Source organism: Pseudomonas sp. AC229 (assembly GCF_979254655.1).
In genome coordinates, this window is the sequence record NZ_CEEDHK010000006.1 from 259,362 (window position 1) to 283,167 (window position 23,806).

Here is a 23,806-nt window from a genome sequence, read left to right on the forward strand (position 1 = left end):
TATTAAAGCGCGGCCGGGGTCTGTAGGTGCGTGTTACCGGCGCACCGCCATCAGCGACCACTTGCCTGACCCGTTTAGCTGCAGTCAAACGGGTCGCCAACGGTCGCCGCAGTAGGCGCAAGGATGAACAGGAACGGCCCGCGCGCGACGCTGGCCTTGGGCAGTTTCACCGCAACAAAATGACTGCAGGGATTCGCTATGAAGCGCCTCGAACTACTGGACTACGGCCGTTTTATCGCCGCCATCATGGTGGTGCTTTACCACTACACCTTTAACGGCATTGCCAATGGCAAGCTCAGTTCTCTCAGCCATATTCCCGAGCTGATCGAGTTCACCAAATACGGTTATCTGGGCGTTGAGCTGTTCTTTATGATCAGCGGCTACGTCATCTTCTACTCCGCGCGCAACCGCAGCGCCGCCCAATTCGCCGCCTCCCGCGCGATTCGTCTTTATCCCTCGTACTGGTTCGCCGTGTTGTTCACCAGCGCCATCGCCTGGCAATGGGCGAGCACGCAGATGCAAGTCACGCCGCTGCAAACCTTGGTCAACCTGAGCATGTTCCAGTCATACCTGGGCATCGGCCACGTCGACGGCGTGTACTGGACGCTGGTGCTGGAAGTGCAGTTCTACGTGTTGGTGCTGCTGTGCCTGTTCGTGGGCTGGCAGGACCGCCTGGAAATTCTGTTCAGTTGGTGGCCGGTCGTCATGCTGGTGGCCTTGCTGGTCGGCCTCAACCGGGTGCCGTTGCTGGGCGGCTATTTCAGCTACTTTGCCGCCGGTGCGCTGTTCGCCATTCTCAAAGAAAAAGCCAACTGGAAAAGCGCGGCCTCGCTGGCCCTGGCGTTTGGCTTGTGCGTGCGCTTCTCGCTGGAAGTGGCCGGGGAAAAAGCAGTGGAGTCCGGCGCGTATTTTTCGCCCGTGGTGGTGGCGAGCATGATCTGCCTGTTCTTCGCCTTCTTCCTCACCTTGAACGTGGAAAAAGTGCAGCAACTGCGCCTGCCGTTCTCGAAAACCCTCGGCGCGCTGACCTACCCGGTGTACTTGATTCACGCCCACTTCGGTTACATGTTCCTCAGCCGCTTCGCCACCGACGAGAACCGCGCCTGGATGTATCCGCTGGCGATTGGCATCGTGCTGGTGGTGGCGTTCTGCATGAACCGCTTTATCGAAGTGGGCCTGGCCGGTATGTGGAAAAAACTGGCTAACCTCACCGTGTACCGCGCGGTAGATGGCGTACAACGACTGTCGGCTGGTGTGCTGCGCCGGCCCGCTTAATTCCTGGAAACGGATGTTCCCAATGGCCCGCTGGGTACTGCTGATTGTTGTCGCCCTGACCTTGCCTGCGGGCGCGTACCTATGGGCCAAAGCCGAGTATTACCCCGCCGACGTGGTGGATCGCGCCCAAGCCTTTATCACCCTGCTTGAAGCCGGGCAGATGGACCAAGCCCAGGCCATGGCCATGAGCAACGAGTACATGGGCCGCACGCCGGAAGAATTCGCCGACCGCATGTGGGCTCAGCGCTGCCGCGTTGACCGAGTGGAGTGGACCTCACCACCGCAAACCAACGGCAACCGCCTGCGCCGCTGGTGGCGCGGCGTCGACATCGAAATGCCGGAAGTGGCCGTCGAATTCGAAGGCGACTGCCTGCTGCTGGTGAGCATGCGCCGCGGCGCCGACGGCCAATGGCGCGTGTTCAACATCCAGCGCCACGCCGGCTGAACCCCACCCCAGTTTTTGCCTAACCAACGACGACAAAAAACCTAATTTCGCTATGGCCAGTGCGTGGACAGAATGCGGGCATTGGTCGTGGGTGCTGCAAAAGCGCCCTCTCCCCAGCCCTCTCCCGCGAGCGGGCGAGGGGGCAGACCGCAACTGATCGTCGAACTCCGCTCCAGTCCCCTCGCCCGTTTACGGGAGAGGGTTAGGGAGAGGGGCTTTTCCCACGGCAAACCAGGGCGTCCCATGAGCACACCGACCCACACCCGCATTCGCATGTTCAACACCAAGGACACCTACCCCAACCAGACCCTCGACAACGACCTGTGCCAGGCCGTGCGTGCCGGCAATACCGTGTACGTGCGCGGCCAGGTGGGCACCGACTTCGACGGCAACCTGGTCGGCCTCGGCGACCCCCGCGCCCAAGCCGAACAGGCCATGAAAAACCTCAAGCAATTGCTGGAAGAGGCGGGCAGCGACCTCAGCCATATCGTCAAAACCACCACCTACCTCACCGACCCGCGTTACCGCGAGCCGGTGTATCAGGAAGTGGGGAAGTGGTTGAAGGGTGTGTTTCCGATTTCCACCGGCTTGGTGGTTTCTGCGCTGGGCCAGCCACAGTGGTTGATGGAAATAGACGTCATCGCGGTCATCCCGGACGACTGGAAATGACCTTCTCAATCGTCGGCCGCTGCGCCGAAACCGGCCAACTCGGCATCGCCATCAGCTCCTCCAGCATTGCCGTGGGCGCCCGTTGCCCCTGGGTGCGAGGTGGTATTGGCGCGGTCAGCACGCAGAACATCACCCTGCCGGCCCTGGGCCCGGAAATTCTCGACCTGCTGGAACAAGGCGCCGGTGCCAGCGAAGCGCTGGACAAGGCCCTGACCACCCACGGTTTCAGCCAATACCGGCAAGTGACTGTGATTGATCACCACGGCGCCACCGCGTTGTTCACCGGCAGCGAAGCCCTCGGCGTGCACAACGCCGTGGCGGGTGACCAATGCGTGGCGGCGGGCAATCTGCTCTCCAGCCCGCAGGTGATCGAAGCCATGGTGGCGGCATTTGAGGGCAGCACCGGCGAAGCGCTGGCCGACCGCCTGCTGGCCGCCATGAACGCGGCGATGGCCGCCGGTGGCGAAGCGGGGCCGGTGCATTCAGCCGCGATGTCGGTGGTCAGCGACTTGCTGTGGCCGATTGTCGACTTGCGCGTGGACTGGGCCGAGCACGACCCAATCGGTGAGCTGGGCAAACTGTGGACCGCCTACCGCCCGCAAATGCAGGACTACGTCACCCGCGCCCTGGACCCCACCAAGGCGCCGAGTTATGGCGTGCCGGGGGACGAATGAACACCTGTGGACCTGCGCCATGTATCTGAGCCGCGACCTGCTTTCCCACCTCATCGCCTTCGACACCGTCAGCCGAGAGTCGAACCTGGCGTTGATCGAGTTCGTCCGCGATTACCTCGCCGGCCTGGGCATCGACAGCGAGCTGATTTACAGCGACGACCGCCGCAAGGCCAATTTGTATGCGCGCCTCGGCCCAGCCGGCGCGGGCGGGGTGATGCTGTCGGGGCACAGCGACGTGGTGCCGGTAGATGGCCAGGCCTGGACGCTGCCGCCGTTCGCCCTCACCGAGCGCGACGGCAAGCTTTATGGCCGAGGCACGGCCGACATGAAGGGCTACATCGCCTGCGTGCTCGCGGCGCTGCCTGCGTTTCTGGCCAGCCCGATGCGCGTGCCGCTGCACCTGGCCATTTCCTATGACGAGGAAGTCGGCTGCCTCGGCGTGCGCAGCCTGATCGAGGCGCTGGAGCATCGGCCGGAGCGACCGAGCCTGTGCATCATCGGCGAGCCGACGTCCATGCGCCCGGTGCTCGGCCACAAAGGCAAACTCGGTATGCGCTGCGAGGTACACGGCGCCGCCTGCCATTCGGCTTACGCGCCACAGGGCGTGAACGCCATCGAATATGCTGCCAAATTAATCAACCGCCTCGGCGAAATCGGCCAGCGCCTGGCCGCCAAAGAGCGCCACGACGCGCGCTTCGATCCGCCGTACTCCACCGTACAAACCGGCACCATCAGCGGCGGTAGCGCCTTGAATATAGTGCCCGAACACTGCCGCTTCGACTTTGAAGTGCGCACCTTGCCCGCCGACAACGCCGAGACCATCGCCAGCGAATTGCAGGCGTACGCCGCCGAGCTGGTGCCGCAGATGAACGCCGTGCAACCCGGCACCGACATCCGCTTCACACCCATCAGCGCCTACCCCGGTTTAGCCACCGCCGCCGACAGCGAGGCCGCGCAATTGCTGGCACTGATCAGCGGTTCGGACGATTTCGGCACCGTGGCCTTTGGCACTGAAGGTGGCCTGTTCGACCAAGCCGGCATCGCCACCGTGGTCTGCGGGCCGGGCAGCATGGACCAAGGGCACAAGCCGGACGAATTCGTCAGCGTTGAGCAGCTAAGCCAGTGCGACGCGATGCTGCGGCGCTTGGCGAAATGGATGCAGGCATAGAGCTTTCTGTAGGAGAGGCTTCAGCCTCGATAGGCTTGACCAAACACCCATCGCCCTACGGTTTCACTGCATCGGGTCCGCCGCTCAACTCCTGCTGACAGTAATCGGCAAACAACTGCGCCGACTTGGTCAGCTGCGAGCGCTTCAACCACGCCGCCACCAGCCCCGAGCCCGTCACGTTCTCGGCAATATTCACCGCCACCACTTTCTGCCCGTCATAGGTGCATTCCGAGTGCGGGCGGGTGACCAGCACCGAGAAGCCGAACCCTTGCCCGACCATGCCGCGCACCATTTCGATGGAGGGCGAGCTGAAGGCGATATGGGGCGTGAGGCCAAGCTCCTCAAACAGGCTGACGAAATAGGTTCGGCTCGGCAGCACGTCGAGCAGAATCATCGGCTCCAGCGCCAGGTCGCGCAGGGACACCTGCGCCTGCTGGGCGAAACGGTGGTCGGCCGGCAACAGCGCGTAAGGGCGCTGCGGCGGCATCAATTCCTGGGTTTCGATGGTGCCGTCCAGGTCGTGGTCGTAAAGAATCGCCAGGTCGAAACTGCCGGACGTCAGGCCTTGCACCAGCTCCAGTTGTTCGCCGTCCCGAATGCGGATTTCCACGCCCGGGTACAGCGCGTTGAAGCCTGCGATCAGGCGCGGCAGATACAGCGGCGCCACGGTTTCAAAGCAGCCGATATCGATTTGCCCGGCAATGATGTCGTTGTCGGCCAGGGCGTTCTGCTCGAACTCCTTGGCCATGCGCAGCAGCTCCTGCGCCTTGCGATAAAAGCGTGCGCCGCTGGGCGTCAGCGACACGCCCTGGGCGTGGTGACGAATAAACAGCTGCACGCCAAAGCTTTCCTCCAGGCCCTTGATGGCGGTGGAAATCGACGGCTGGGCGATGTACAGCTTGCGCGAGGCCTCGGCAACGCTGCCGCACTCCACGGTGGTGACGAAGTATTTAAGTTGGCGCAGGGTATAGGCAGCCACGACAGACCTCAGGTAAGACATTTCCGTGCACACCTTACCGCGTTGGTGCAGCCGTAACGGTCTGGCATGACCACCTTTTTGCGCGGCAATGGGCATATTTTTTCTTGGCCGGCGGCTTGCTGAAGATGCACAAGCAGCGGCTAGAGTGTTGCTAGCAAAACCCATACACACCACACGAACACAGGAGGATGTGCCATGCGTCTGGCGCTCTGGCAAACCGAAGGACACCCCGGCGACGTCGCCGCCAACCTCGCCGACCTGGCCACCCAGGCACGCGCGGCGGCAGCGGCCGGCGCGCAGTTGCTGCTGTGTTCCGAGCTGTGGCTGGGCGGCTACAACCTGCGGGCGCAGCCGGCCGAAGCGGCGGACGGGCCTTCAGCGCAACGCATCGCTGAGCTCGCGCGTGAACACGGCATCGGCATTTGCTACGGCTATGCCGAAACCCACGACAGCGGCGGCAAACCTTACAACTCTGCGCAACTGATCGACGCCCAGGGCACGCGCCTGTGCAACTACCGCAAAACCCACCTGTTCGGCGCCTTCGAGCGCACCTTGTTCACCCCCGGCGAGCGCTTGCAGGCGCCGTTCGAGTTCGCCGGTTGGTCCGTTGGCTTGCTGATTTGCTTCGACGTCGAATTTCCCGAAAACGTACGCAAGCTGACCCTTGAAGGCGCCGAGCTGCTGCTGATTCCCACCGCCCTGACCCCGGAATACCGCGTCGTGCCCGACCTCATCGTGCCGGCGCGTGCCGTGGAAAATCAGCTGTTCGTCGCCTACTGCAATCACAGCGGCGTGGAAGCCGGCCTGGCCTTTCTCGGCGGCTCGTGCGTGGCGGCGCCAGATGGCAGCAAACTGGCCAGTGCGGCCAATGGCGAGGCGTTGCTGGTGGTTGATCTCGACCACGGCCAGCGCGCCGCGCAGGAAAGCACCTTCCCCTACCTCGGCGGCCGGCGTCCGGAGATCTACATCCATTCATAACCCTGTGGGAGCGGCTTCAGCCGCGATGCTCTTGATCAAAAGCATCGCGGCTGAAGCCGCTCCCACACTTAAACACCGATGCACTTTTATCTCGCACTCCGCCCCACCTCGGTGCGCTCCAAAGCAGCTTTTTCATATACCCCGAACACATATTTAATAATTTTCCTATGCAGCCCGTTCCGCCACCATCGCTCTCACTAATCGGTACGAGGGCGTTGGGGTGTTCGAGCTTAATGACTGGCAACAACGGGCGGCGGCTCAGCGCTTTCCTACCCTGGCGCTGATCGATGGCCAGGCGGTTGCCGCGCAATCCGGGGCGACCTTTTCCGCGATTAATCCGGCCACCGGCGCGGTGCTGGCCGAGGTGGCTGCGTGTGGTGATGCCGATGTCGATGCAGCCGTTCGGGCGGCGCGTCAGGCGTTTGAGTCCGGCGTCTGGGCACGTCGTTCGCCCGCCGAGCGCAAGGCGGTGCTGCTGCGCCTGGCCGAGCTGATTCTGGAACACCGCGAAGAGTTGGCACTGCTCGATTCGTTGAACATGGGCAAGCCAGTGATGGATGCCTACAACATCGATGTGCCGGGCGCCGCCGGGGTGTTTCGCTGGTACGCCGAAAGCCTCGACAAGCTCTACGACCAAATCGCTCCCAGCGCCCACAACGTACTCGCCACTATTACCCGCGAAGCGCTCGGTGTGGTCGCCGCCGTGGTGCCCTGGAATTTCCCGCTGGACATGGCCGCCTGGAAGCTCGCCCCGGCACTGGCGGCCGGTAACTCGGTGTTGTTGAAACCAGCCGAACAGTCACCCTTTTCGGCCTTGCGGCTTGGCGAACTGGCCCTTGAAGCGGGCATTCCGGCGGGCGTGCTCAACGTGCTGCCGGGCCTCGGCGAGCAGGCCGGCAAAGCCATGGGCTTGCACGCCGATATCGACTGCCTGGTCTTCACCGGCTCCACGGAAGTGGGCAAATATTTTATGCAGTACTCGGCCCAGTCGAACCTCAAGCAGGTGTGGCTGGAGTGCGGCGGCAAGAGCGCGAACCTGGTCTTTGACGACTGCAACGACCTCGACCTGGCCGCCGAAAAAGCCGCGTTCGGCATCTTCTTCAACCAGGGCGAAGTGTGCTCGGCCAACTCCCGCGTGCTGGTGCAGCGTTCCATTCACGACGAGTTCGTCGAGCGCCTGTGCGCCAAGGCGCAAGCCTGGCAGCCAGGCGATCCGCTGAATCCGGCCAGCAGCGCCGGCGCCATTGTTGAAACGCGGCAAACCGAGCGGGTGATGAACTACATCCGCGACGCCCATGAGCAGGGCGCGCGCCTGGTGTGCGGCGGCGAGCAAGTGAACATCAACGGCAGCCGCAACTTCGTGCAGCCGACCATCTTTACCGGCGTAACGCCGGACATGCGTCTGGCCCGCGAAGAAGTGTTCGGCCCGGTGCTGGCAGTAATCCCATTCGACAGCGAAGAACAAGCCCTGCGCCTGGCCAACGACAGCATCTACGGCCTGGCCGCCTCGCTGTGGACCGACGACCTCAACCGCGCCCACCGCGTGGCCCGGCAATTGCGCGCCGGCACCGTGTCGGTGAATACCGTCGATGCCCTGGACGTGACCGTGCCGTTCGGTGGCGGCAAACAGTCGGGTTTTGGCCGCGACCTGTCGCTTCACTCCTTCGACAAATACACCCAGCTCAAGACCACTTGGTTCCAGCTGAAATAAGAAAAAGATACGGAGACATTTGATGACTGCCCCACTGCCCAAACGCGAAACCAGCGACTACCAAGCCTCTGACGCCGCTCACCACATCCATGCCTTTCTCGACCAGAAAGCGCTGAACGCCGAAGGGCCGCGGGTGATCGTGCGGGGCGAGCGTTTGCATTTGTGGGACAACGACGGCAACCGCTTCCTCGACGGCATGTCGGGCCTGTGGTGCACCAACCTCGGTTACGGTCGCAAGGATCTCGCTGCCGCCGCCAGCCAACAGCTGGAGCAGCTGCCGTACTACAACATGTTTTTCCACACCACCCACCCGGCGGTGGTGGAGTTGTCGGAGCTGCTGTTCAGCCTGTTGCCCAACCATTACAGCCACGCGATTTACACCAACTCCGGCTCCGAAGCCAACGAGGTGCTGATCCGTACCGTGCGCCGCTACTGGCAGATTCTCGGCAAGCCGCAGAAGAAAATCATGATCGGCCGCTGGAACGGTTACCACGGCTCAACACTGGCCGCGACGGCGCTCGGCGGCATGAAGTTCATGCATGAAATGGGCGGGCTGATTCCGGATGTCGAGCACATTGACGAGCCCTACTGGTACGCCCACGAAGGCGAGCTGACGCCGGCTGAGTTCGGCCTGCGCGCGGCGCGTCAGTTGGAAGAAAAGATTCTCGAACTGGGCGCCGATAACGTCGCCGGCTTTATCGCCGAACCGTTCCAGGGCGCCGGCGGCATGATCTTCCCGCCGGAAAGCTACTGGCCGGAAATTCAGCGCATCTGCCACCAATACGACGTGCTGCTGTGCGCTGACGAAGTGATCGGCGGCTTCGGCCGCACCGGCGAGTGGTTCGCCCACGAATACTTCGGTTTTCAGCCGGACACCCTGTCCATCGCCAAGGGCCTGACCTCCGGCTACATCCCCATGGGCGGCCTGGTGCTGAGCAAGCGCATGGCCGAGGTGCTGGTCGAGCAGGGCGGCGTGTTCGCCCACGGCCTGACCTACTCCGGCCACCCGGTAGCGGCTGCGGTGGCGATTGCCAACCTCAAGGCGCTGCGTGATGAAGGCGTGGTCAGCCAGGTGAAAACCGACACCGGCCCGTACCTGCAAAGCTGCCTGCGCGAAGTGTTCGGCAATCACCCGCTGGTGGGCGACATCCAGGGCGCCGGCTTGGTGGCCGCCTTGCAATTTGCCGAAGACAAAACCACCCGCAAACGCTTCGCCAACGAAAACGACATCGCCTGGCGCTGCCGCAGCATTGGCTTTGAAGAGGGCCTGATTATTCGCTCGACCCTGGGTCGCATGATCATGGCGCCCGCGCTGGTGGCGACCCGTAGCGAGCTGGATGAGCTGGTAAGCAAGACCAAGCGGGCGGTGGATCGGACGGCGCAGGAGATAGGGGTTCTTTGACCCAGCGTCACATCCTGTAGGAGGGGGGGGGCGGCCATCCGATTTAGCCGCGATGTTCTTAAAAGATCAAAAGCATCGCGGCTAAAGCCGCTCCCACAGGTCTCCAGTCCCAAGCCCCATTTCCATAGGTCACCAAACACAGCTCCATCGAACATCGCACCACCGCAGAACAAGAACCCAGCCCAACAGAGGCGCGGGTCACGGAATCACTTGGCCGCTGGCCATTACTGCCCCGCAATTCAACCAATAACTAAGCCTTCAGGCTGTGGGAGTGTTCCATGCGTAAGTCCTTGCTCAAGCGTGTCTCGCTGTCCCTCGTTCTGGCCGCTGCCGCCACCGGCGCGCAGGCGGGCAAATTGTCCATCGGCCACACCACCTGGGTGGGCTACGGCACCCTGTATCTGGCCCGTGACCTGGGCTACTTCAAAGACGCCGGCCTCGATCTGGAGCTGACCACCATCGAAGAAGCCTCGATGTACATGGCCGCTCAAGCCTCCGGCAAGCTGTCCGGTTCGGCGTCGACTATCGACGAAATTCTCAAATACCGCTCCAAAGACTTTTGCTTCAAAACCGTGGCGGCGTTGGATGAAAGCCATGGCGGCGACGGCGTGGTGGTGACCAAAGACATCACCAGCATCAAGGGTTTGAAAGGCAAATCGATTGCGGTAAACGAAGGCTCGGTGTCGCAGTTCTGGCTCTCGTACCTGCTCAAGAAAGAAGGCATGAGCATGGCCGATGTCGAGGTGCAGAACATGACCGCCGACGACGCCGCCAGCGCCTTTATCGCCGGTCGCATTCCAGCGGCAGTGACCTGGGAGCCGAACCTGACCATGGTCAAGCAGAAGGGCGCCGGCAACGTGCTGGTCGACAGCAGCGCCACGCCGGGCGTGATTGTCGATGTGGTGGCGCTGTCGTGCGATGTGATCGAAAAGCAGCCTGAAGACGTGAAGGCCCTGGTCGCCGGTCTGTACAAAGCCGTGCAGTACACCAAAGACCATCCCAAAGAGGCCTACGCCATCATGGCCAAAGGCGTCGGCGGTTACCTGTCCAAGCCTGAAGACCTGGCCGAAGCCGCCAAGGGCGTGAAGTTCTACGACCAGGCCATGAGCGAAAAACTGCTCGGCACTAAAGGCAAGCCCGGCGACATCGCTGAAATCATCAAGCTGGCCAACGAAACCTGGAGCGAGCTGCAAGGCAAGCCGTTCACCGTCAGCTATGACGACCTGGTGGACACCTCGTTCGTGACCCCGTAACGCCTTCTCGCCGCGTGTTTCGGCACGCGGCGTGCTTTCTCTGCCTTGTTTCCTTCTGCCCTGCTGATGTGGAGGTGGCGTGATGGCCACTGTTCGATCCTGGATAAACCGCTGCCTGACCCCCAAGGTCGGCCTGCCGGTAAAACTTGTTTTTGCTGCTAGCACGCTGTGCTGGTTGGCTGTGTTGGGCTTGTGGGTTGGGCTGTCGTATGGCGGCGTGGTGCCGACCATGTTTCTGCCCACGCCGGGCGCCGTTTTCGACGCGGCGGTGCGCCTGAGCAACGACGGCACGCTGGCCAAGCATGTGGGCGCGAGCCTGGAAGTGGTGCTGATCGGCTTTGCCCTGTCATCGCTGGTGGCGGTGCCCTTGGGCCTGCTGATGGGCAGCTTTCGCATCGTGCAGGCGCTGCTTGAGCCGCTGGTGAACTTCATTCGTTACCTGCCGGTGACCTCGTTCGTGCCGCTGTTTATTTTGTGGATCGGCATCGGTCTGGAACAGCGCGTGGCCGTGATCATCTTCGGCACCTTTTTCCAGCAGTTGGTGATGATTGCCGACGTCTCCAAAGGCGTTTCCAAAGACCTGGTGAACGCCAGCTACACCCTCGGCGCCACCCGCCGCGATGTGGTGTTCCACGTGCTCGGCCCGGCCTCGTTGCCCGGCGTGCTCGACACCTTGCGCGTGACCATGGGCTGGGCCTGGACCTACCTCGTGGTCGCAGAATTGGTCGCGGCCTCAAGCGGCCTTGGCTACATCAGCCTGAAAGCCATGCGCGGTTTCCAGGTGGACGTGATTTTCCTCGCCATCGCCATCATCGGCCTGCTGGGCCTGATCACCGACCAACTCTTCCGACTGCTCCGCCTGAGGATTGCCGCATGGGCACAATAGCCTCCACCAAGCCCTACATCATGCCGCCGCTGAGCGAGTACGCCGCCGTCGAAAGCCGCCTGAAAGTGGAAGGCGTGAGCCTGCGTTACCAGTCGCCGAGCGGCGACACCTTCACCGCGCTGGATAACGTGTCGTTTGAAGTGCCGGACCAGCAATTCGCCGTGATCGTCGGGCCGTCGGGCTGCGGTAAATCCAGCCTGCTGTACCTCACCGCCGGCCTCGCTGAACCCAGCGACGGCGCCATTTTCGTCGGTGGCAAAAAGGTCCAGGGGCCGGGTGCCGATCGCGGCATGGTGTTCCAGAGCTACACCTTGTTTCCGTGGCTGACGGTGCGCCAGAACATCGAGTTCGGCCTCAAACGCCGTGGGCTGCCGGGCGATGAAATCAACACCATCGTCGAGTTCTACCTGGGCGAAGTGGGCCTGAGTAAATTCGCCCAGCATTACCCCAAGCAACTGTCGGGCGGCATGATGCAGCGCGTCGCCATCGCCCGCGCCCTGGCCAACGACCCGCAGATTTTGCTGATGGACGAACCCTTCGGCGCCCTCGACAGCCAGACCCGTCTGCAAATGCAGCAACTGCTGTTGCAGGTGTGGGGCAACGCCAAGAAGACTGTGGTGTTCGTCACCCACGACATCGACGAAGCGATTCTGCTGGCCGACCGCATCTACGTCATGGGCGCGCGCCCGGGGCGCATCAAGGAAGTGCTCGACGTGCCCATCGACCGCCCGCGCTCGATGGACGTGGTCATGGAGCCTGAATTCATCCGCATGAAACGGCGGATTCTTGAGCTGCTGCATGATGATTTGGCTGAAGTGCACTAGCACCTAAAAGCATCGCGGCTAGAGCCGCTCCCACAGGCTCGTGCAACCTGTGGGAGCGGCCGGGCGGCGATCCGCTTTAGCCGCGATGCTCTTAACCGTTTAAACCGAGGCCATACATGTCTGAGCAATACGACTACATCATCGTCGGCGCTGGCTCGGCTGGCTGCGTATTGGCCAACCGCCTGAGCGCCGACCCGGCCGTGCGCGTGTGCCTGCTCGAAGCGGGCGGCAGCGATGCCAGCCCGCGCGTGCAAACGCCAGCCGGCACCATCACCTTGTACAAGAGCAAAATCTTCAGCTGGAATTTCTTCTCCACGCCGCAGAAAGCACTCAACAATCGCCGCCTGCACACGCCACGGGGCAAGGCGCTGGGCGGTTCCAGTTCGATGAACAGCATGATCTACATTCGCGGCGATGCCTCGGACTACGACCGCTGGGCCGAGCTGGGCTGCGCGGGTTGGAGCTGGGCCGATGTGCTGCCGTTGTTCAAGAAGTCCGAGCGCAACCTGCTGGGTCAGAACCCGGCGCTGCACGGCACGCTTGGCGAGTTGCTGGTGGACCGCGCCCGTGATCCCAATCCGCTGTCGACGTTGTTTGTAAAAGCCGCCGAGCGGGTTGGCATCAAGCGCAACGACGACTTCAACGGCGGCACGCTGGAAGGCGCCGGCATCTACAACCTGACGCAGAAAAACGCCAAGCGCCTGTCCGCCTACCGCGCCTTTGTCGCGCCGATTCGCGGCCGGCCGAACCTCACCGTGCTGACTGGCTGCAACGTGCAGTCGCTGGACATGGACGGCACCCGCGCGCGCGGCTTGCAGGTGCTCAAAGACGGCCAACCGCTAACCCTGGCCTGCAGCCGCGAAGTGATTCTGTGTGCCGGCGCGCTGGGCTCGCCGCAGATTTTGCTCAACTCCGGCATCGGTCCACGAGCCGAACTGGAAGCGGCGGGCGTGCCGGTGGTGTGCGACCTGCCCGGCGTGGGCAAGAACTTGCAAGACCACCTCGACGGTTTGATTACCGTGCGCTCGGCCAGCCCGCTGACCCTGGGTTTTTCCTGGGGTTCGCTGGCTGCCATCGTGCTGTCGCCGTTTAAATACCTGCTGCAGAAAAAGGGCTGGCTCACCACCAACTACGTGGAAGCGGGCGGCTTTGCCCGCACGCCGCTGGCTGATGCGTTGCCCGACGTGCAGTTCCACTTCGTGCCGGGCTACCGCAGCCACCGCGGGCGTCTGTTCGAGTGGGGGCATGGGTATGCCGTGCACACGTGCGTGCTGCGGCCCAAGTCCATCGGCGAACTGCGCCTGAGCCCGCAACGGGAACTGGAGATCGACTACAACTTCCTCGCCGACATGGACGACGCCAAGGTGCTGATCGAAGGCCTCAAGCTGGCGCGCAAGGTGTTGGCCGACAGCAGCTTCGACGCCCTGCGCGGCAAGGAAATGCTGCCGGGTGCCGAGGTGCAGAGTGATGAGCAGTTGCTGGCGTATATCCGCGACTACGCCGCCACGGTTTTCCACCCCGTAGGCACCTGCAAAATGGGCGTGGATGCCATGAGCGTGGTGACGCCGCAATTGCAGGTCAGGGGCGTGCAGGGATTGCGCGTGGCTGATGCGTCGATCATGCCGACGCTGATCAGCGGCAACACCAATGCGCCGTGCATCATGATTGGCGAGAAGGCGGCGGGGTTGATTGTGGCGGGGGAGGTTATCGGATCAGCCCAGCAAACCACCGTCATTCCCGCGAAAGCGGGAATCCAGAGTGTTGCGGCGAACACCTAAACCTGAACGATACTGGATCCCCGCCTTCGCGAGGATGACGGAGTTTTTCAGTAAGACGGTGCTATACCCCTGTTACGGGAGGGTGCCGTTGCGCCGAGGTTCGCAGGGTTCGCCAGCAAGCTGGCTCCTACGTTGAAGCGTTGAGCTGTGCGGCTTAATCCAGCTTCACAACCTTCGCCAAGATCACTTTCGGCCCTTTCATCTTCTTGATGATGATGCGCAGCCCTTCCACGTCGAGCACTTCTTCCTCTTCCGGCATGCGGTTGAGGGTTTCGTAGATCAGGCCGGCCAGGGTTTCCGCTTCGATGTGGTCGAGGTCCACGCCCAGCAGGCGTTCGACTTTGAACAGCGGTGTGTCGCCACGTACCAGCAGCTTGCCAGGCTGGTAGGCGAGGATGCCGCGTTCGGCTTTGCGGTGTTCGTCCTGAATGTCGCCCACCAGCGCTTCAAGCACGTCTTCCATGGTCAGGTAGCCAATCACTTTGCCGTCGGCTTCTTCCACCAGGGCGAAGTGCGAGCCGCCTTTGCGGAATTCTTCCAGCAGGCTGGACAGCGGCATGTGCCGGGTGACGCGCTCGACCGGCATCATCAGGTCGCTGATTTTCAGGGCCGATGGCAGCATTTCCAGCAACGACAGGTGCAGCAGCAAATCTTTGATGTGCAGCACGCCGACGAATTCTTCGGTTTCCTCGTTGTACACCGGGTAACGGCTGTATTTGTGCCGGCGGAATACGGCAAACACTTCATGCAGGGCGGCGTTGAGGTTCAGGTACACCAGGTCTTCGCGGGAGTTGGCCCAGTCCACCACTTCCAGCTCGCCCATTTCCACGGCCGAGGCCAATACGCGCATGTCCTGATCGCTCGGGTCGCTGGCGCGGCTGGAGTGCAGGATCAGTTTCAATTCGTCGCGGCTGTAATGGTGTTCGTGGTGCGGGCCCGGTTCGCCCTGGCCGGCGATACGCAGAATGGCGTTGGCGCTGGCGTTGAGGATGAAAATGGCCGGGTACATGGCCCAGTAGAACAGGTACAGCGGCGCGGCCGTCCACAGCGACAACAGCTCCGGCTGGCGAATGGCCCAGGACTTGGGCGCCAGCTCGCCGACCACGATGTGCAGGTACGAAATGATGAAGAACGCGGTGAAAAACGCGATGCCGTGCACCAGTTGCGGCGAGTCGACGCCCAGGCTGTGCAGCAGCGGCGTTAGCAGCTCGGCGAACGCCGGCTCACCGACCCAGCCCAGGCCCAGCGATGCCAGGGTGATACCCAGTTGGCAGGCGGACAGGTAGGCGTCGAGCTGGTTATGCACGGTGCGCAGAATATGGCCGCGCCAGCCGTTTTTGGCGGCGATGGCGTCCACGCGCGTGGCGCGCAGTTTGACGATGGCAAATTCGGCCGCAACGAAGAAACCGTTGAGCAGAACCAGCAGCAGGGCGAAGAGAATAAGGCCGAAGTCAGCGAAATACGTGGCGGCGTCGTAACTAGGAGAAGGGTCCATAGGGTGGTTCAGGGTGTCCGGATTCGAAGTAGTGAGTGGCGTTAACGCGTCGGTCTGGGCGGTGCAGCCGGCACCGCCAGATCAGCAGACTAGCCGCTAGCGAAGCGCTTGCCCAGCGTGGCAATAACGCCGATTACCGTCTGACCACCTGAGCCGGGGCAAAGTGGCAAGTAAATGTGCTGCCTTTGCCGGGCACGCTGCTGATGTCCAGACGGGCGCGGTGGCGCAGCAAAACGTGCTTGACGATGGCCAGCCCCAGCCCGGTGCCGCCGGTGTTGGAGGCGCGGCTGGAGTCGACGCGGTAGAAGCGCTCGGTCAGGCGCGGCAGGTGCTTGGCGTCGATGCCGATGCCGCTGTCCTGCACAGTCAGGTGCGCGCCCTGGTCATCGGCCCACCAGCGCACGCGAATTTCGCCGTTGTCGGGCGTGTATTTCACGGCGTTGAACACCAGGTTGGAAAATGCGCTGCGCAGTTCCGCTTCGCTGCCTTTGAGGCGGATGTTGTGGTCCGCTTCGAGGCTGATGCGGTGGCGGTCGTTGGACAACGCCTGGGCGTCGCCCTTGATCGACAGCAGCAGCAAGTCGACGGCTACGGGCTGGTTATCTGACGGGTAATCGGTGGCTTCCAGCTTGGCCAGTAGCAGCAAGTCATTGAGCAGGTTTTGCATGCGCCCGCCCTGTTGCTGCATCTGTTGCAGCGCGCGCAGCCAGCGCGGGTTCACGTCGTCGACGTTGTCGAGCAGGGTTTCCAGGTAGCCGGCGATGACCGTCAACGGCGTGCGCAGTTCGTGGGACACGTTGGCGATGAAGTCTTTGCGCATCTGTTCCAGCAAGTGCATGCGCGTGATGTCGCGCACCAGCATCAGGTGCTCGCCGTTGCCGTACTGGGTGATGTGAAACTGCAAATGCATGCGGTCGTTGACCGGCGAGATCAGCTCCAGCGGCTCCGGATGGGCGCTTTGCTCGAAGTAGTCTTTGAAGCGTGGATGGCGCACCAGGTTGGTCACCGGCTGGCCGCTGTCTTGCGGGGTTTTCAGGCCCAGCAGGTTTTCGGCGGCGCGGTTCCACCATTCCAGGTTGCCGTCGTTGTCGAGCATGACCACGGCGTCATTCAGGGCCGCCGTGGATTCCTGCACACGGTCGATGACCGCTTGCAGGCGGCCACGTACGCGCTGATCGCGGCGTTGCAGGTGGTAAATGCTGTCGAACACCTCGCCCCACAAGCCATAGCCATCGGGCGGCGGCTGGTCGGTTTGGTGGTGTTTTAGCCAGTTGTGCAGGCGCAGCAACTGCGAAAGGGTCCAGCCCAGGTACGCACCGAGGCCGACTACCAGGCTCCAGGCATATTCACCACTGATCAGGCCCACCAGCAGGCAGCCGGCGATCAGCAGTAACAAGCGGCGGATAACTACGCCACGCCAGTCTTGATTCACGGAGATTGGACGTCCTAGCTTTTGGTGGAGAAACGATACCCGGTGCCGCGCACGGTTTGCACAAGGTTCTCGTACACCTCGCCCAGGGCTTTGCGCAGGCGGCGAATATGAACGTCGACGGTACGTTCTTCAACGTACACGTTGCCACCCCAGACCTGATCCAGCAGTTGGCCACGGGTGTAGGCGCGTTCCTGGTGGGTCATGAAAAATTGCAGCAGGCGGTATTCGGTGGGGCCCATGTCGGCAGGTTTGCCGTCGATGGTGACGCGGTGACTGATGGGGTCGAGCAACAGGCCGCCCACTTCGATCGGGGTGTCGCTGTCGCCGGTGCCGGCGCGGCGCAAGACGGCTTTCAGGCGGGCAACCAGTTCGCGGGGCGAGAAGGGCTTGGTGATGTAATCATCGGCGCCCACTTCCAGACCTTGGATTTTGTTGTCCTCTTCACCCTTGGCGGTGAGCATGATGATCGGGATGTTGCCGGTCAGCTCATCGCGCTTGAGGCGGCGGGCCAGCTCGATGCCGGAGGTGCCAGGCAGCATCCAGTCGAGCAGGATCAGGTCGGGTTTGCGATCGACGATGATGGCGTGGGCCTGCTGGGTGTTCTCCGCTTCGAGGCACTCGTAGCCGGCCATTTCCAGGGCCACGGCGATCATTTCGCGGATCGGCGCTTCGTCATCAACGATCAGGATGTTCTTACCAACCATGGAGCCAACCTCGGGTCGTTTAATCTGTCTTGCGCCGCATTAGATAACGGAATTATTGCAGCTGTGTGACAGAACGTTGCCGCGTTTAACGCATGGCGAAGTCGACCGCGATACCAAGGAGGATCGCCAGCCCGGCCCAATGGTTGTGCAGAAACGCCGCCAGGCACACCTGCGGTTCCCGCTCACGGGTGCTCCAGAACTCCCAGACGAAACAGCCGGCAGCCGCCGCCAGGCCAAGCAGGAACCAGATGCCCAGGGTGAAACGCGCGCCCGCCAGCGCCAGGCAGAGCAGGGCGATGCTTTGCAGAATAAGGATGATCACGCGGTCAGCGTCACCGAACAGAATGGCCGTGGATTTCACCCCGATTTTCAAATCGTCTTCACGGTCGGCCATGGCGTAGTAGGTGTCGTAGCCGACGGTCCAGACAATGTTGGCGATAAACAGCAGCCACGCAGCGCTTGGCAGTTCGCCGGTCTCAGCGGTGAACGCCATCGGCATGCCCCAGGAAAACGCCGCGCCCAGCACCACCTGCGGGTAGAAGGTGAAGCGCTTCATAAACGGGTAAGTGGCGGCGATGGCCAGCGCGCCGAACGACATAAGAATGGTGGTGAGGTTGGTGAACAACACCAGCACAAAACTCAGCGCCACTAGCACTGCAAACAGAATCAGCGCCTCTTTGGGCGTGACCTTGCCGGTGGCCAGCGGGCGGCCTTTGGTGCGTGCCACGTGGCCGTCGAAGTGGCGGTCGGCGTAGTCGTTGATTACGCAGCCGGCCGAGCGCATCAGAATCACGCCGAGTACGAAGATCACCAGGTTGCCCAACGACGGCACGCCTTTGGCGGCAATCCACAACGCCCACAGCGTCGGCCACAGCAGCAGATAAATGCCGATGGGGCGCTCCAGGCGCATCAACTGAATGAAGTCGAACGCGCGCGGGTGGAGGTGGTTGAGTGACTGCAGCAGGCGGGTGTACATCGAGCGCAACTCCTTGTCAGTGTTCAGACGGCCACGTCGGCAGCGGCCCATAACGATGGCAAAAACACTTCAGCCACCAGCACGCTTAAACCGTCGCGGCTAAAGCATGAGCGCCGCGCCCACAGCTGGTCGGCGCTGAGGCCGGCGGGCAGCCAATGTTGCGGATAGCGGCACACCTGCATCGGGCCACGGCTGAATGCCTGGTCGCTGAACAGCAGCTCGCCGAGTGAGCGGCTGCCGAGTTCGTCCATATGCAGGTCCGAGTCGATCAATTGGCTGCGCGCTGCCACGCTGCGGGCGAATACCCAGGGCTCGCCATGGCCACGCAAAAACACTTCACGCACCCAGCCGACGCTGCCGTCGCGCACATTCAGTGCGGCGCACTCATCGCTGCGCAGGGTTTGCCAGCTTTCGTTCAGGGGCGTGACGCTAAAGGCATCGTGGGACAGGGCGGTGAGGCGGCGGGTCAGCGAGCCGTCGTCGAACAACCAGTCGAACACCGCCGGGGCGGGCGCAGGTTGCAGTTGATCGGCTGTGAGCCAGGCGGCGGTATCGGCAAAAGAGGCGTGCGGCACGGCAAATACATCGGCGGCAAACGGGGCGGCGAGCTTAGCATGTTTGGCCTTTTTGCCCGCGCCGCGCTAACGTCCGGAGCTGACCACCGCCCTTCAGGAAGCCGCCCATGATTACCCTCCACCATCTGAACAACTCGCGCTCGCAGCGCATTCTCTGGCTGCTCGAAGAAATGGGCGTCGAGTACGAAATCAAACGCTACGAGCGCGACCCGAAAACCATGCTGGCGCCGCCAGAATTGCGCGCGGTGCACCCGCTGGGTAAATCGCCGGTGATCACCGATGGCGACCTGACCCTGGCGGAATCTGGCGCCATCATCGAATACCTGGCCGGCCGTTACGGCCAGCAATTGCTGCCTGCCGACGGCACGCCGGAACGCCTGCGTTGCAGCTACTGGCTGCATTACGCCGAAGGCTCGGCCATGCCGCCGTTGTTGCTCAAGCTGGTGTTCGACGGCATCGAAAAGGCGCCGATGCCATTCTTCGTCAAACCGATTGCGCGCGGCATTGCCGGCAAGGTGAAAAGCACCTTTATCAACCCGCGACTGCGTGAAAACCTCGACTACCTCGAAGGCGAGCTGAGCAAGAGCGAGTGGTTCGCCGGCGACACGTTCAGCGCCGCCGATATTCAAATGAGCTTCCCGCTGGAAGCCGCCGCATCGCGCGCCGGGCTGGATGCCAGTCGGCCGAAGTTGAAAGCATTTCTGGAGCGAATTCACGCCCGTCCCGCCTACCAGCGCGCGCTTGAGCGAGGCGGCGTATACGCCTACGCGTAAGAGCGTGCGGCGTTTTCACCCTGCTCAGAATCGTACCGGGCGCACCCGGGCTAAAGCATGGAATCGCCCGATGGCGCTTGATTACCAGCGCTTCGATCAGTAAAAAGCGGGGAGCCTGGCGGCATTTCAACCATCGACCGCTGCGCCTAAAAGCCTGAAGAGCAGCCTGAAGAATTGAGGTAGTAGCAACATGAAGAAGTGGCAATGTGTGGTCTGCGGTCTGGTTTACGACGAAAGCCTTGGCTGGCCGGATGAAGGCATCGCTGCCGGCACGCTGTGGCAAGACGTCCCGGAAGACTGGCTCTGCCCGGACTGCGGCGTCGGCAAGCTGGATTTCGAGATGATCGAAATCGCTTGATTCACGCGTGAGTGGTTTATCAACGGCGACCTTAGGGTCGCCGTTGTTGTTTCTGGATCGAGCCATTGCGCGACGCCTCGCCACCCTGCCCAACACGCCAAACCATGGGCTGGCTGACGCCTGCGGTTATTGGCCTTGCCAGGCAATTGCGGTAGGGTCGCTGGCACATTTGGCCCCAGGGGTGAACCGTGATGCGCAAATGGCAATGTGTGGTGTGTGGCTTTATTTACGACGAGGCCCAAGGCTGGCCTGAGGACGGCATAGCGCCCGGCACGCGCTGGGAAGATGTCCCCGAAGACTGGCTTTGCCCGGACTGCGGCGTCGGCAAGATGGATTTCGAGATGGTCGAAATCAACTGATCAATTTCCCCAAATTTGTTTAGCGCGGCCTCAGCGGCCGCGCGTTTCAGGAGTGAGTCATGTCTGCACCCGTGGTGATCATCGGCACCGGCCTGGCCGGCTATAACGTGGCCAAGGAGTTTCGCAAGCTCGACACCGAGACACCGCTGCTGCTGATAACTGCCGACGACGGCCGCTCCTATTCCAAGCCGATGCTGTCCACCGGCTTTGGCAAAAACAAAGACGCCGATGGCCTGAGCATGGCCGAGCCCGGTGCGATGGCCGACCAACTGAAGGCCGAAATTCGCACCCATACGCGCATCACCGGCATCGACCCCGGCCACAAGCGTTTATGGATTGGCGAGGAGGCCGTGGAGTACCGCGATCTGGTGCTGGCCTGGGGCGCGGAGACCATTCGTGTGCCGGTTGAAGGCGACGCCTCCGATGCGATTTTCCCGATCAACGACCTTGAGGATTACGCCCGTTTCCGCGCCGCTGCCGCCGGCAAAAAGCGCGTGCTGGTGCTGGGCGCGGGGCTGATTGGCTGCGAATTCGCTAACGACCTGACCGCTGGCGGTTACAGCGTCGAGCTGGTGGCCCCGTGCGAGCAGGTAATGCCAGGTTTGCTCCATCCCGCCGCCGCCGGCGCCGTTCAAGCGGGGCTGGAAGGCTTGGGCGCACGTTTTCACCTGGGCCCGGTGCTGGCCAGCTTGCAGCGCACGGCGGATGGCCTGGATGCGCATTTGTCTGACGGCACGCGGGTGGCCTGTGATGTCGTGGTGTCGGCCGTGGGTTTGCGGCCGCGCACCGATCTGGCGTCCGCTGCGGGCCTGACCATTAACCGTGGCGTGGTAGTGGACCGGCAGTTGCGCACCTCACACGCGAACATTTTCGCCCTCGGCGATTGCGCTGAAGTGGACGGCCTCAACCTGCTTTACGTCATGCCGCTCATGACCTGCGCGCGGGCGCTGGCGCAAACCCTGGCCGGCAACCCGACGGCCGTCACGTACGGTGCCATGCCGGTGCAGGTGAAAACGCCGGCGTGCCCGGTGGTCGTTTCGCCGCCACCGCGCGGCACCAGCGGCGAGTGGCAGGTGGAAGGCAGCGGCGCCGATATCAAAGCGCTGTGCCGCGACGCCGAAGGCCGTTTGCTGGGCTACGCGCTGACCGGCACGGCCGTGCAGGACAAGTTGGCGCTCAATAAGGAGCTTCCCGCCCTTTTGGCGTGAATGGCGCCCGTTCTGTCGGATCAGTCACGAAGTTGCGTGTGAAAGTTGTCGGACACGACTGGCGCGGGTCTCATGAGCGTGCCATCCTCCCCCGGTCTGCCGCAGCGCAGAGCTGTTGCGGCGCCTCCAAGCGCTGCTGGATGGCAGCACGGACACAAAAACAAAAAACCGTCTAAGGGGCTTTTTTATGCGTAAACCGGAACTAGCCGCGGCCATCGCGGAACAGGCTGATCTGACTAAAGATCAAGCCAATCGTGTACTCAATGCTGTGCTTGAAGAGATCACCGCCGCCCTGAACCGCAAGGACAGCGTGACCCTGGTGGGCTTCGGCACCTTCGTGCAGCGTCATCGCGGCGCCCGCACCGGCAAAAACCCACAAACCGGTGAGCCGGTGAAAATCAAAGCCAGCAACACCGTTGCCTTCAAGCCAGGCAAGTCTTTGAAAGACGCGGTGAACTGAGCCCAAGTGCGCCCGGGGCCGAACGGCTCCGGGCGCACTTCCCGCTTTTAACGTCCTATTCGCTGCAAATCCCCGCCACAACCCACCAGAAAGCAGGCTGTAGTCCACGCCGCAAACCGCTACAATGCGCCGCCGTTTCACTATTTGATTGAGGCCAGCGCGCATGAAATTTCGTTTTCTCCTCTGGATGCTCGGCCGCATGATGGCCAAAGCCAGCAAGACCAATCCCGCGTTTCAGCAGCAGCTCGAAGGCCGCGACCTGGTGTTTCAGTTGCACACGCTCGATGGCAAAGTGGCCCGTCATTTCATCGTTAAAGACCAACGCCTGACCAGCAAACGTGGCCCCGCCGCGCAGCCGGATTTCGCCTTGGGCTTCAAAGACGCCGATTACGGGTTCGCTACCATGAACGCGAAGAACAAGCAGCTCGCGTTTATGCAGGGCATTCAGAACAAAGATATTCAGATTCAGGGCAACCCGGCGTTGGTCATCTGGTTCCAGGGTTTGACCAAATACATCATGCCCAAGAAGAAAAAAACCGCAGACAAAAAAGCCGCCTGATTCTCGCTATGGCCGCATCCAACTGGTTGGAATGCTGCACGTTAGCTAGGCTGGGGTGAATTTCTCGCGGAAGCCATCCCATGCGCAGTTCTTTTGTCCTACCCCTGATGTTGCTGGCGACGGTCGCCCAGGCCGAACCGAGCAAGCCTGCGACATTCGAGCGGGTGTTCGAGCTGGCCGGCATCCGCTTGCTCTGCGAGCAAAGCGGGCCCTTGGTAACGCGGGGTTTGCCGGAAGAGAAGCAGCCGCCAGTGGCCGAGGCATTCGATGCCGACTCGTTCTGCATTGACTTGGCCTCGCGCCTGGCGCCTGCCTTTACCGCCGAGCAGGTTGAGCAGGCCACCAAGGTGCTGGAAAGCCCGCTGGCCCAGCGGTTCACCGTGGCTGAGCGCGCGGTGGGCGAGGGTGACGGCGGCGCTGCCTTGGCCACCTACCGCGAGCAAGTACGCAGCAAACCGCCACGCGCGACGCGTGTTGAGTTGGTCCGCCGCCTGGACGCCGCCGCGCATACGACCGAGCTGTCGACCCTGCTGCGCTACGAAGTCGGTAAGACTCAAGCTTTACTGGCGCTGCGGGAGAAAAAGCAGAACCTGACCGAGGCCGAACTGGCCAAGCAAACCGAACAGCAATTGACGCCCCTGCGCATGTCCAGTGCGGAAGCCGTGGAAACCTTCATGCTGTACGCCTACCGGCAAATGCCCAGCGGTGAGCTGGCCGAATACGCGGCGTTGTATGAGCAGCGGCCGGTGAACGAATTGCTGGCTGCCGCCGTGAAGGAATTGCCCGCGGTGTTCGCTGCGCGGCGAGCGGTGTTGAAATAACCGTCGCAAAAAAAAAGGGGCCCGATTGGGCCCCTTTTTTTCAG

At 62.3% G+C, this 23,806-nt stretch carries 25 protein-coding genes; 19 read left to right on the plus strand and 6 right to left on the minus strand.

Features of this window, described 5'->3' with window-relative positions; genetic code table 11:
• Positions 1 to 198: 198 nt before the first annotated feature.
• The 5 genes from AC0IW7_RS10800 to argE all read left to right on the plus strand — a co-directional run bounded on the left by AC0IW7_RS10800 (position 199) and on the right by argE (position 4,231).
• A complete protein-coding gene (locus AC0IW7_RS10800) occupies positions 199 to 1,275 on the plus strand; it encodes an acyltransferase family protein (protein WP_471817807.1) in 1,077 nt (358 codons plus the stop codon).
• Positions 1,276 to 1,297: 22 nt separating this feature from the next.
• Positions 1,298 to 1,720: a hypothetical protein gene (locus AC0IW7_RS10805; RefSeq protein WP_471817809.1), complete on the plus strand. Its 423-nt coding sequence runs from the start codon at positions 1,298 to 1,300 to the stop codon at positions 1,718 to 1,720.
• A gap of 243 nt (positions 1,721 to 1,963) precedes the next feature.
• Entirely contained in the window at positions 1,964 to 2,389 is a 426-nt protein-coding gene (locus AC0IW7_RS10810) for a RidA family protein (RefSeq protein ID WP_122492373.1), read from the plus strand.
• A complete protein-coding gene (locus AC0IW7_RS10815) occupies positions 2,386 to 3,063 on the plus strand; it encodes a DUF1028 domain-containing protein (RefSeq protein ID WP_471817811.1) in 678 nt (225 codons plus the stop codon). The genes AC0IW7_RS10810 and AC0IW7_RS10815 overlap by 4 nt, the downstream gene beginning before the upstream one ends.
• 19 nt (positions 3,064 to 3,082) lie before the next feature.
• On the plus strand, positions 3,083 to 4,231 hold the full coding sequence (gene argE / locus AC0IW7_RS10820; RefSeq protein WP_471817813.1) for an acetylornithine deacetylase: 1,149 nt from the start codon (positions 3,083 to 3,085) through the stop codon (positions 4,229 to 4,231).
• A gap of 55 nt (positions 4,232 to 4,286) precedes the next feature.
• Here argE and AC0IW7_RS10825 read toward each other — a convergent pair whose 3' ends face one another.
• Positions 4,287 to 5,210, minus strand: coding sequence for a LysR family transcriptional regulator (locus tag AC0IW7_RS10825; RefSeq protein WP_463384406.1), 924 nt, complete (start codon positions 5,208 to 5,210; stop codon positions 4,287 to 4,289).
• A gap of 195 nt (positions 5,211 to 5,405) precedes the next feature.
• On the opposite strand from AC0IW7_RS10825, the gene AC0IW7_RS10830 reads away from it, so the two are divergent.
• The 7 genes from AC0IW7_RS10830 to AC0IW7_RS10860 all read left to right on the plus strand — a co-directional run bounded on the left by AC0IW7_RS10830 (position 5,406) and on the right by AC0IW7_RS10860 (position 14,042).
• Positions 5,406 to 6,188 (plus strand): carbon-nitrogen hydrolase family protein, encoded by a 783-nt coding sequence (locus AC0IW7_RS10830; protein ID WP_471817816.1) that lies wholly within the window; start codon positions 5,406 to 5,408, stop codon positions 6,186 to 6,188.
• Positions 6,189 to 6,408: 220 nt separating this feature from the next.
• Positions 6,409 to 7,899 carry an aldehyde dehydrogenase gene (locus AC0IW7_RS10835; protein WP_471817818.1) on the plus strand — a complete coding sequence of 497 codons (1,491 nt, stop codon included), beginning with the start codon at positions 6,409 to 6,411 and terminating at the stop codon, positions 7,897 to 7,899.
• Positions 7,900 to 7,921: 22 nt separating this feature from the next.
• Positions 7,922 to 9,301, plus strand: a complete 1,380-nt coding sequence (locus AC0IW7_RS10840) for an aspartate aminotransferase family protein (RefSeq protein ID WP_471817820.1) — start codon at positions 7,922 to 7,924, stop codon at positions 9,299 to 9,301.
• Positions 9,302 to 9,579: 278 nt separating this feature from the next.
• On the plus strand, positions 9,580 to 10,554 hold the full coding sequence (locus tag AC0IW7_RS10845) for an ABC transporter substrate-binding protein (RefSeq protein WP_463540705.1): 975 nt from the start codon (positions 9,580 to 9,582) through the stop codon (positions 10,552 to 10,554).
• 82 nt (positions 10,555 to 10,636) lie between these two features.
• Entirely contained in the window at positions 10,637 to 11,440 is an 804-nt protein-coding gene (locus AC0IW7_RS10850; RefSeq protein ID WP_122492379.1) for an ABC transporter permease, read from the plus strand.
• Between the two features lie 20 nt (positions 11,441 to 11,460).
• Positions 11,461 to 12,264 carry an ABC transporter ATP-binding protein gene (locus AC0IW7_RS10855; protein WP_471817888.1) on the plus strand — a complete coding sequence of 268 codons (804 nt, stop codon included), beginning with the start codon at positions 11,461 to 11,463 and terminating at the stop codon, positions 12,262 to 12,264.
• Positions 12,265 to 12,380: 116 nt separating this feature from the next.
• Complete coding sequence (locus AC0IW7_RS10860; protein WP_471817824.1) at positions 12,381 to 14,042, plus strand: GMC family oxidoreductase; 1,662 nt, start codon at positions 12,381 to 12,383, stop codon at positions 14,040 to 14,042.
• 154 nt (positions 14,043 to 14,196) lie between these two features.
• Here AC0IW7_RS10860 and AC0IW7_RS10865 read toward each other — a convergent pair whose 3' ends face one another.
• From AC0IW7_RS10865 to AC0IW7_RS10885, 5 genes are all read right to left on the minus strand, one after another.
• Positions 14,197 to 15,537, minus strand: a complete 1,341-nt coding sequence (locus tag AC0IW7_RS10865; protein WP_122492382.1) for a hemolysin family protein — start codon at positions 15,535 to 15,537, stop codon at positions 14,197 to 14,199.
• A 133-nt stretch (positions 15,538 to 15,670) separates the two neighbouring features.
• Positions 15,671 to 16,969 (minus strand): phosphate regulon sensor histidine kinase PhoR, encoded by a 1,299-nt coding sequence (gene phoR, locus AC0IW7_RS10870; RefSeq protein ID WP_471817826.1) that lies wholly within the window; start codon positions 16,967 to 16,969, stop codon positions 15,671 to 15,673.
• A gap of 14 nt (positions 16,970 to 16,983) precedes the next feature.
• Complete coding sequence (gene phoB, locus AC0IW7_RS10875) at positions 16,984 to 17,673, minus strand: phosphate regulon transcriptional regulator PhoB (protein WP_108095202.1); 690 nt, start codon at positions 17,671 to 17,673, stop codon at positions 16,984 to 16,986.
• 85 nt (positions 17,674 to 17,758) lie between these two features.
• Entirely contained in the window at positions 17,759 to 18,649 is an 891-nt protein-coding gene (ubiA, locus tag AC0IW7_RS10880; RefSeq protein WP_471817828.1) for a 4-hydroxybenzoate octaprenyltransferase, read from the minus strand.
• 23 nt (positions 18,650 to 18,672) lie between these two features.
• Positions 18,673 to 19,224 carry a chorismate--pyruvate lyase family protein gene (locus AC0IW7_RS10885; protein ID WP_471817830.1) on the minus strand — a complete coding sequence of 184 codons (552 nt, stop codon included), beginning with the start codon at positions 19,222 to 19,224 and terminating at the stop codon, positions 18,673 to 18,675.
• Between the two features lie 107 nt (positions 19,225 to 19,331).
• On the opposite strand from AC0IW7_RS10885, the gene AC0IW7_RS10890 reads away from it, so the two are divergent.
• From AC0IW7_RS10890 to AC0IW7_RS10920, 7 genes are all read left to right on the plus strand, one after another.
• Positions 19,332 to 19,997, plus strand: a complete 666-nt coding sequence (locus AC0IW7_RS10890) for a glutathione S-transferase family protein (protein WP_471817832.1) — start codon at positions 19,332 to 19,334, stop codon at positions 19,995 to 19,997.
• Positions 19,998 to 20,187: 190 nt separating this feature from the next.
• Positions 20,188 to 20,355, plus strand: coding sequence for a rubredoxin (locus tag AC0IW7_RS10895; protein ID WP_471817834.1), 168 nt, complete (start codon positions 20,188 to 20,190; stop codon positions 20,353 to 20,355).
• 191 nt (positions 20,356 to 20,546) lie between these two features.
• A complete protein-coding gene (locus AC0IW7_RS10900; protein ID WP_471817837.1) occupies positions 20,547 to 20,714 on the plus strand; it encodes a rubredoxin in 168 nt (55 codons plus the stop codon).
• Between the two features lie 59 nt (positions 20,715 to 20,773).
• The gene (locus AC0IW7_RS10905) at positions 20,774 to 21,922 is read left to right on the plus strand and encodes an NAD(P)/FAD-dependent oxidoreductase (protein ID WP_471817839.1); all 1,149 of its coding nucleotides are present in this window, start codon (positions 20,774 to 20,776) and stop codon (positions 21,920 to 21,922) included.
• 187 nt (positions 21,923 to 22,109) lie between these two features.
• The gene (locus AC0IW7_RS10910; protein ID WP_463384778.1) at positions 22,110 to 22,382 is read left to right on the plus strand and encodes an HU family DNA-binding protein; all 273 of its coding nucleotides are present in this window, start codon (positions 22,110 to 22,112) and stop codon (positions 22,380 to 22,382) included.
• A gap of 163 nt (positions 22,383 to 22,545) precedes the next feature.
• Positions 22,546 to 22,941 carry an SCP2 sterol-binding domain-containing protein gene (locus AC0IW7_RS10915; protein WP_471817841.1) on the plus strand — a complete coding sequence of 132 codons (396 nt, stop codon included), beginning with the start codon at positions 22,546 to 22,548 and terminating at the stop codon, positions 22,939 to 22,941.
• A gap of 80 nt (positions 22,942 to 23,021) precedes the next feature.
• The gene (locus AC0IW7_RS10920) at positions 23,022 to 23,762 is read left to right on the plus strand and encodes a hypothetical protein (RefSeq protein WP_471817843.1); all 741 of its coding nucleotides are present in this window, start codon (positions 23,022 to 23,024) and stop codon (positions 23,760 to 23,762) included.
• The last annotated feature ends 44 nt before the right edge of the window (positions 23,763 to 23,806 follow it).

What these genes read in the sequence shown, in the direction of transcription:
- AC0IW7_RS10800 (WP_471817807.1), top strand. Translation starts at nt 199, where the DNA reads ATGAAGCGCCTCGAACTACTGGACTACGGCCGTTTTATCGCCGCCATC.
- AC0IW7_RS10805 (WP_471817809.1), top strand. Translation starts at nt 1,298, where the DNA reads ATGGCCCGCTGGGTACTGCTGATTGTTGTCGCCCTGACCTTGCCTGCG.
- AC0IW7_RS10810 (WP_122492373.1), top strand. Translation starts at nt 1,964, where the DNA reads ATGAGCACACCGACCCACACCCGCATTCGCATGTTCAACACCAAGGAC.
- AC0IW7_RS10815 (WP_471817811.1), top strand. Translation starts at nt 2,386, where the DNA reads ATGACCTTCTCAATCGTCGGCCGCTGCGCCGAAACCGGCCAACTCGGC.
- argE (WP_471817813.1), top strand. Translation starts at nt 3,083, where the DNA reads ATGTATCTGAGCCGCGACCTGCTTTCCCACCTCATCGCCTTCGACACC.
- AC0IW7_RS10830 (WP_471817816.1), top strand. Translation starts at nt 5,406, where the DNA reads ATGCGTCTGGCGCTCTGGCAAACCGAAGGACACCCCGGCGACGTCGCC.
- AC0IW7_RS10840 (WP_471817820.1), top strand. Translation starts at nt 7,922, where the DNA reads ATGACTGCCCCACTGCCCAAACGCGAAACCAGCGACTACCAAGCCTCT.
- AC0IW7_RS10845 (WP_463540705.1), top strand. Translation starts at nt 9,580, where the DNA reads ATGCGTAAGTCCTTGCTCAAGCGTGTCTCGCTGTCCCTCGTTCTGGCC.
- AC0IW7_RS10850 (WP_122492379.1), top strand. Translation starts at nt 10,637, where the DNA reads ATGGCCACTGTTCGATCCTGGATAAACCGCTGCCTGACCCCCAAGGTC.
- AC0IW7_RS10855 (WP_471817888.1), top strand. Translation starts at nt 11,461, where the DNA reads ATGCCGCCGCTGAGCGAGTACGCCGCCGTCGAAAGCCGCCTGAAAGTG.
- AC0IW7_RS10860 (WP_471817824.1), top strand. Translation starts at nt 12,381, where the DNA reads ATGTCTGAGCAATACGACTACATCATCGTCGGCGCTGGCTCGGCTGGC.
- AC0IW7_RS10865 (WP_122492382.1), bottom strand. Translation starts at nt 15,537, where the DNA reads ATGGACCCTTCTCCTAGTTACGACGCCGCCACGTATTTCGCTGACTTC.
- phoB (WP_108095202.1), bottom strand. Translation starts at nt 17,673, where the DNA reads ATGGTTGGTAAGAACATCCTGATCGTTGATGACGAAGCGCCGATCCGC.
- ubiA (WP_471817828.1), bottom strand. Translation starts at nt 18,649, where the DNA reads ATGTACACCCGCCTGCTGCAGTCACTCAACCACCTCCACCCGCGCGCG.
- AC0IW7_RS10890 (WP_471817832.1), top strand. Translation starts at nt 19,332, where the DNA reads ATGATTACCCTCCACCATCTGAACAACTCGCGCTCGCAGCGCATTCTC.
- AC0IW7_RS10895 (WP_471817834.1), top strand. Translation starts at nt 20,188, where the DNA reads ATGAAGAAGTGGCAATGTGTGGTCTGCGGTCTGGTTTACGACGAAAGC.
- AC0IW7_RS10900 (WP_471817837.1), top strand. Translation starts at nt 20,547, where the DNA reads ATGCGCAAATGGCAATGTGTGGTGTGTGGCTTTATTTACGACGAGGCC.
- AC0IW7_RS10905 (WP_471817839.1), top strand. Translation starts at nt 20,774, where the DNA reads ATGTCTGCACCCGTGGTGATCATCGGCACCGGCCTGGCCGGCTATAAC.
- AC0IW7_RS10910 (WP_463384778.1), top strand. Translation starts at nt 22,110, where the DNA reads ATGCGTAAACCGGAACTAGCCGCGGCCATCGCGGAACAGGCTGATCTG.
- AC0IW7_RS10915 (WP_471817841.1), top strand. Translation starts at nt 22,546, where the DNA reads ATGAAATTTCGTTTTCTCCTCTGGATGCTCGGCCGCATGATGGCCAAA.
- AC0IW7_RS10920 (WP_471817843.1), top strand. Translation starts at nt 23,022, where the DNA reads ATGCGCAGTTCTTTTGTCCTACCCCTGATGTTGCTGGCGACGGTCGCC.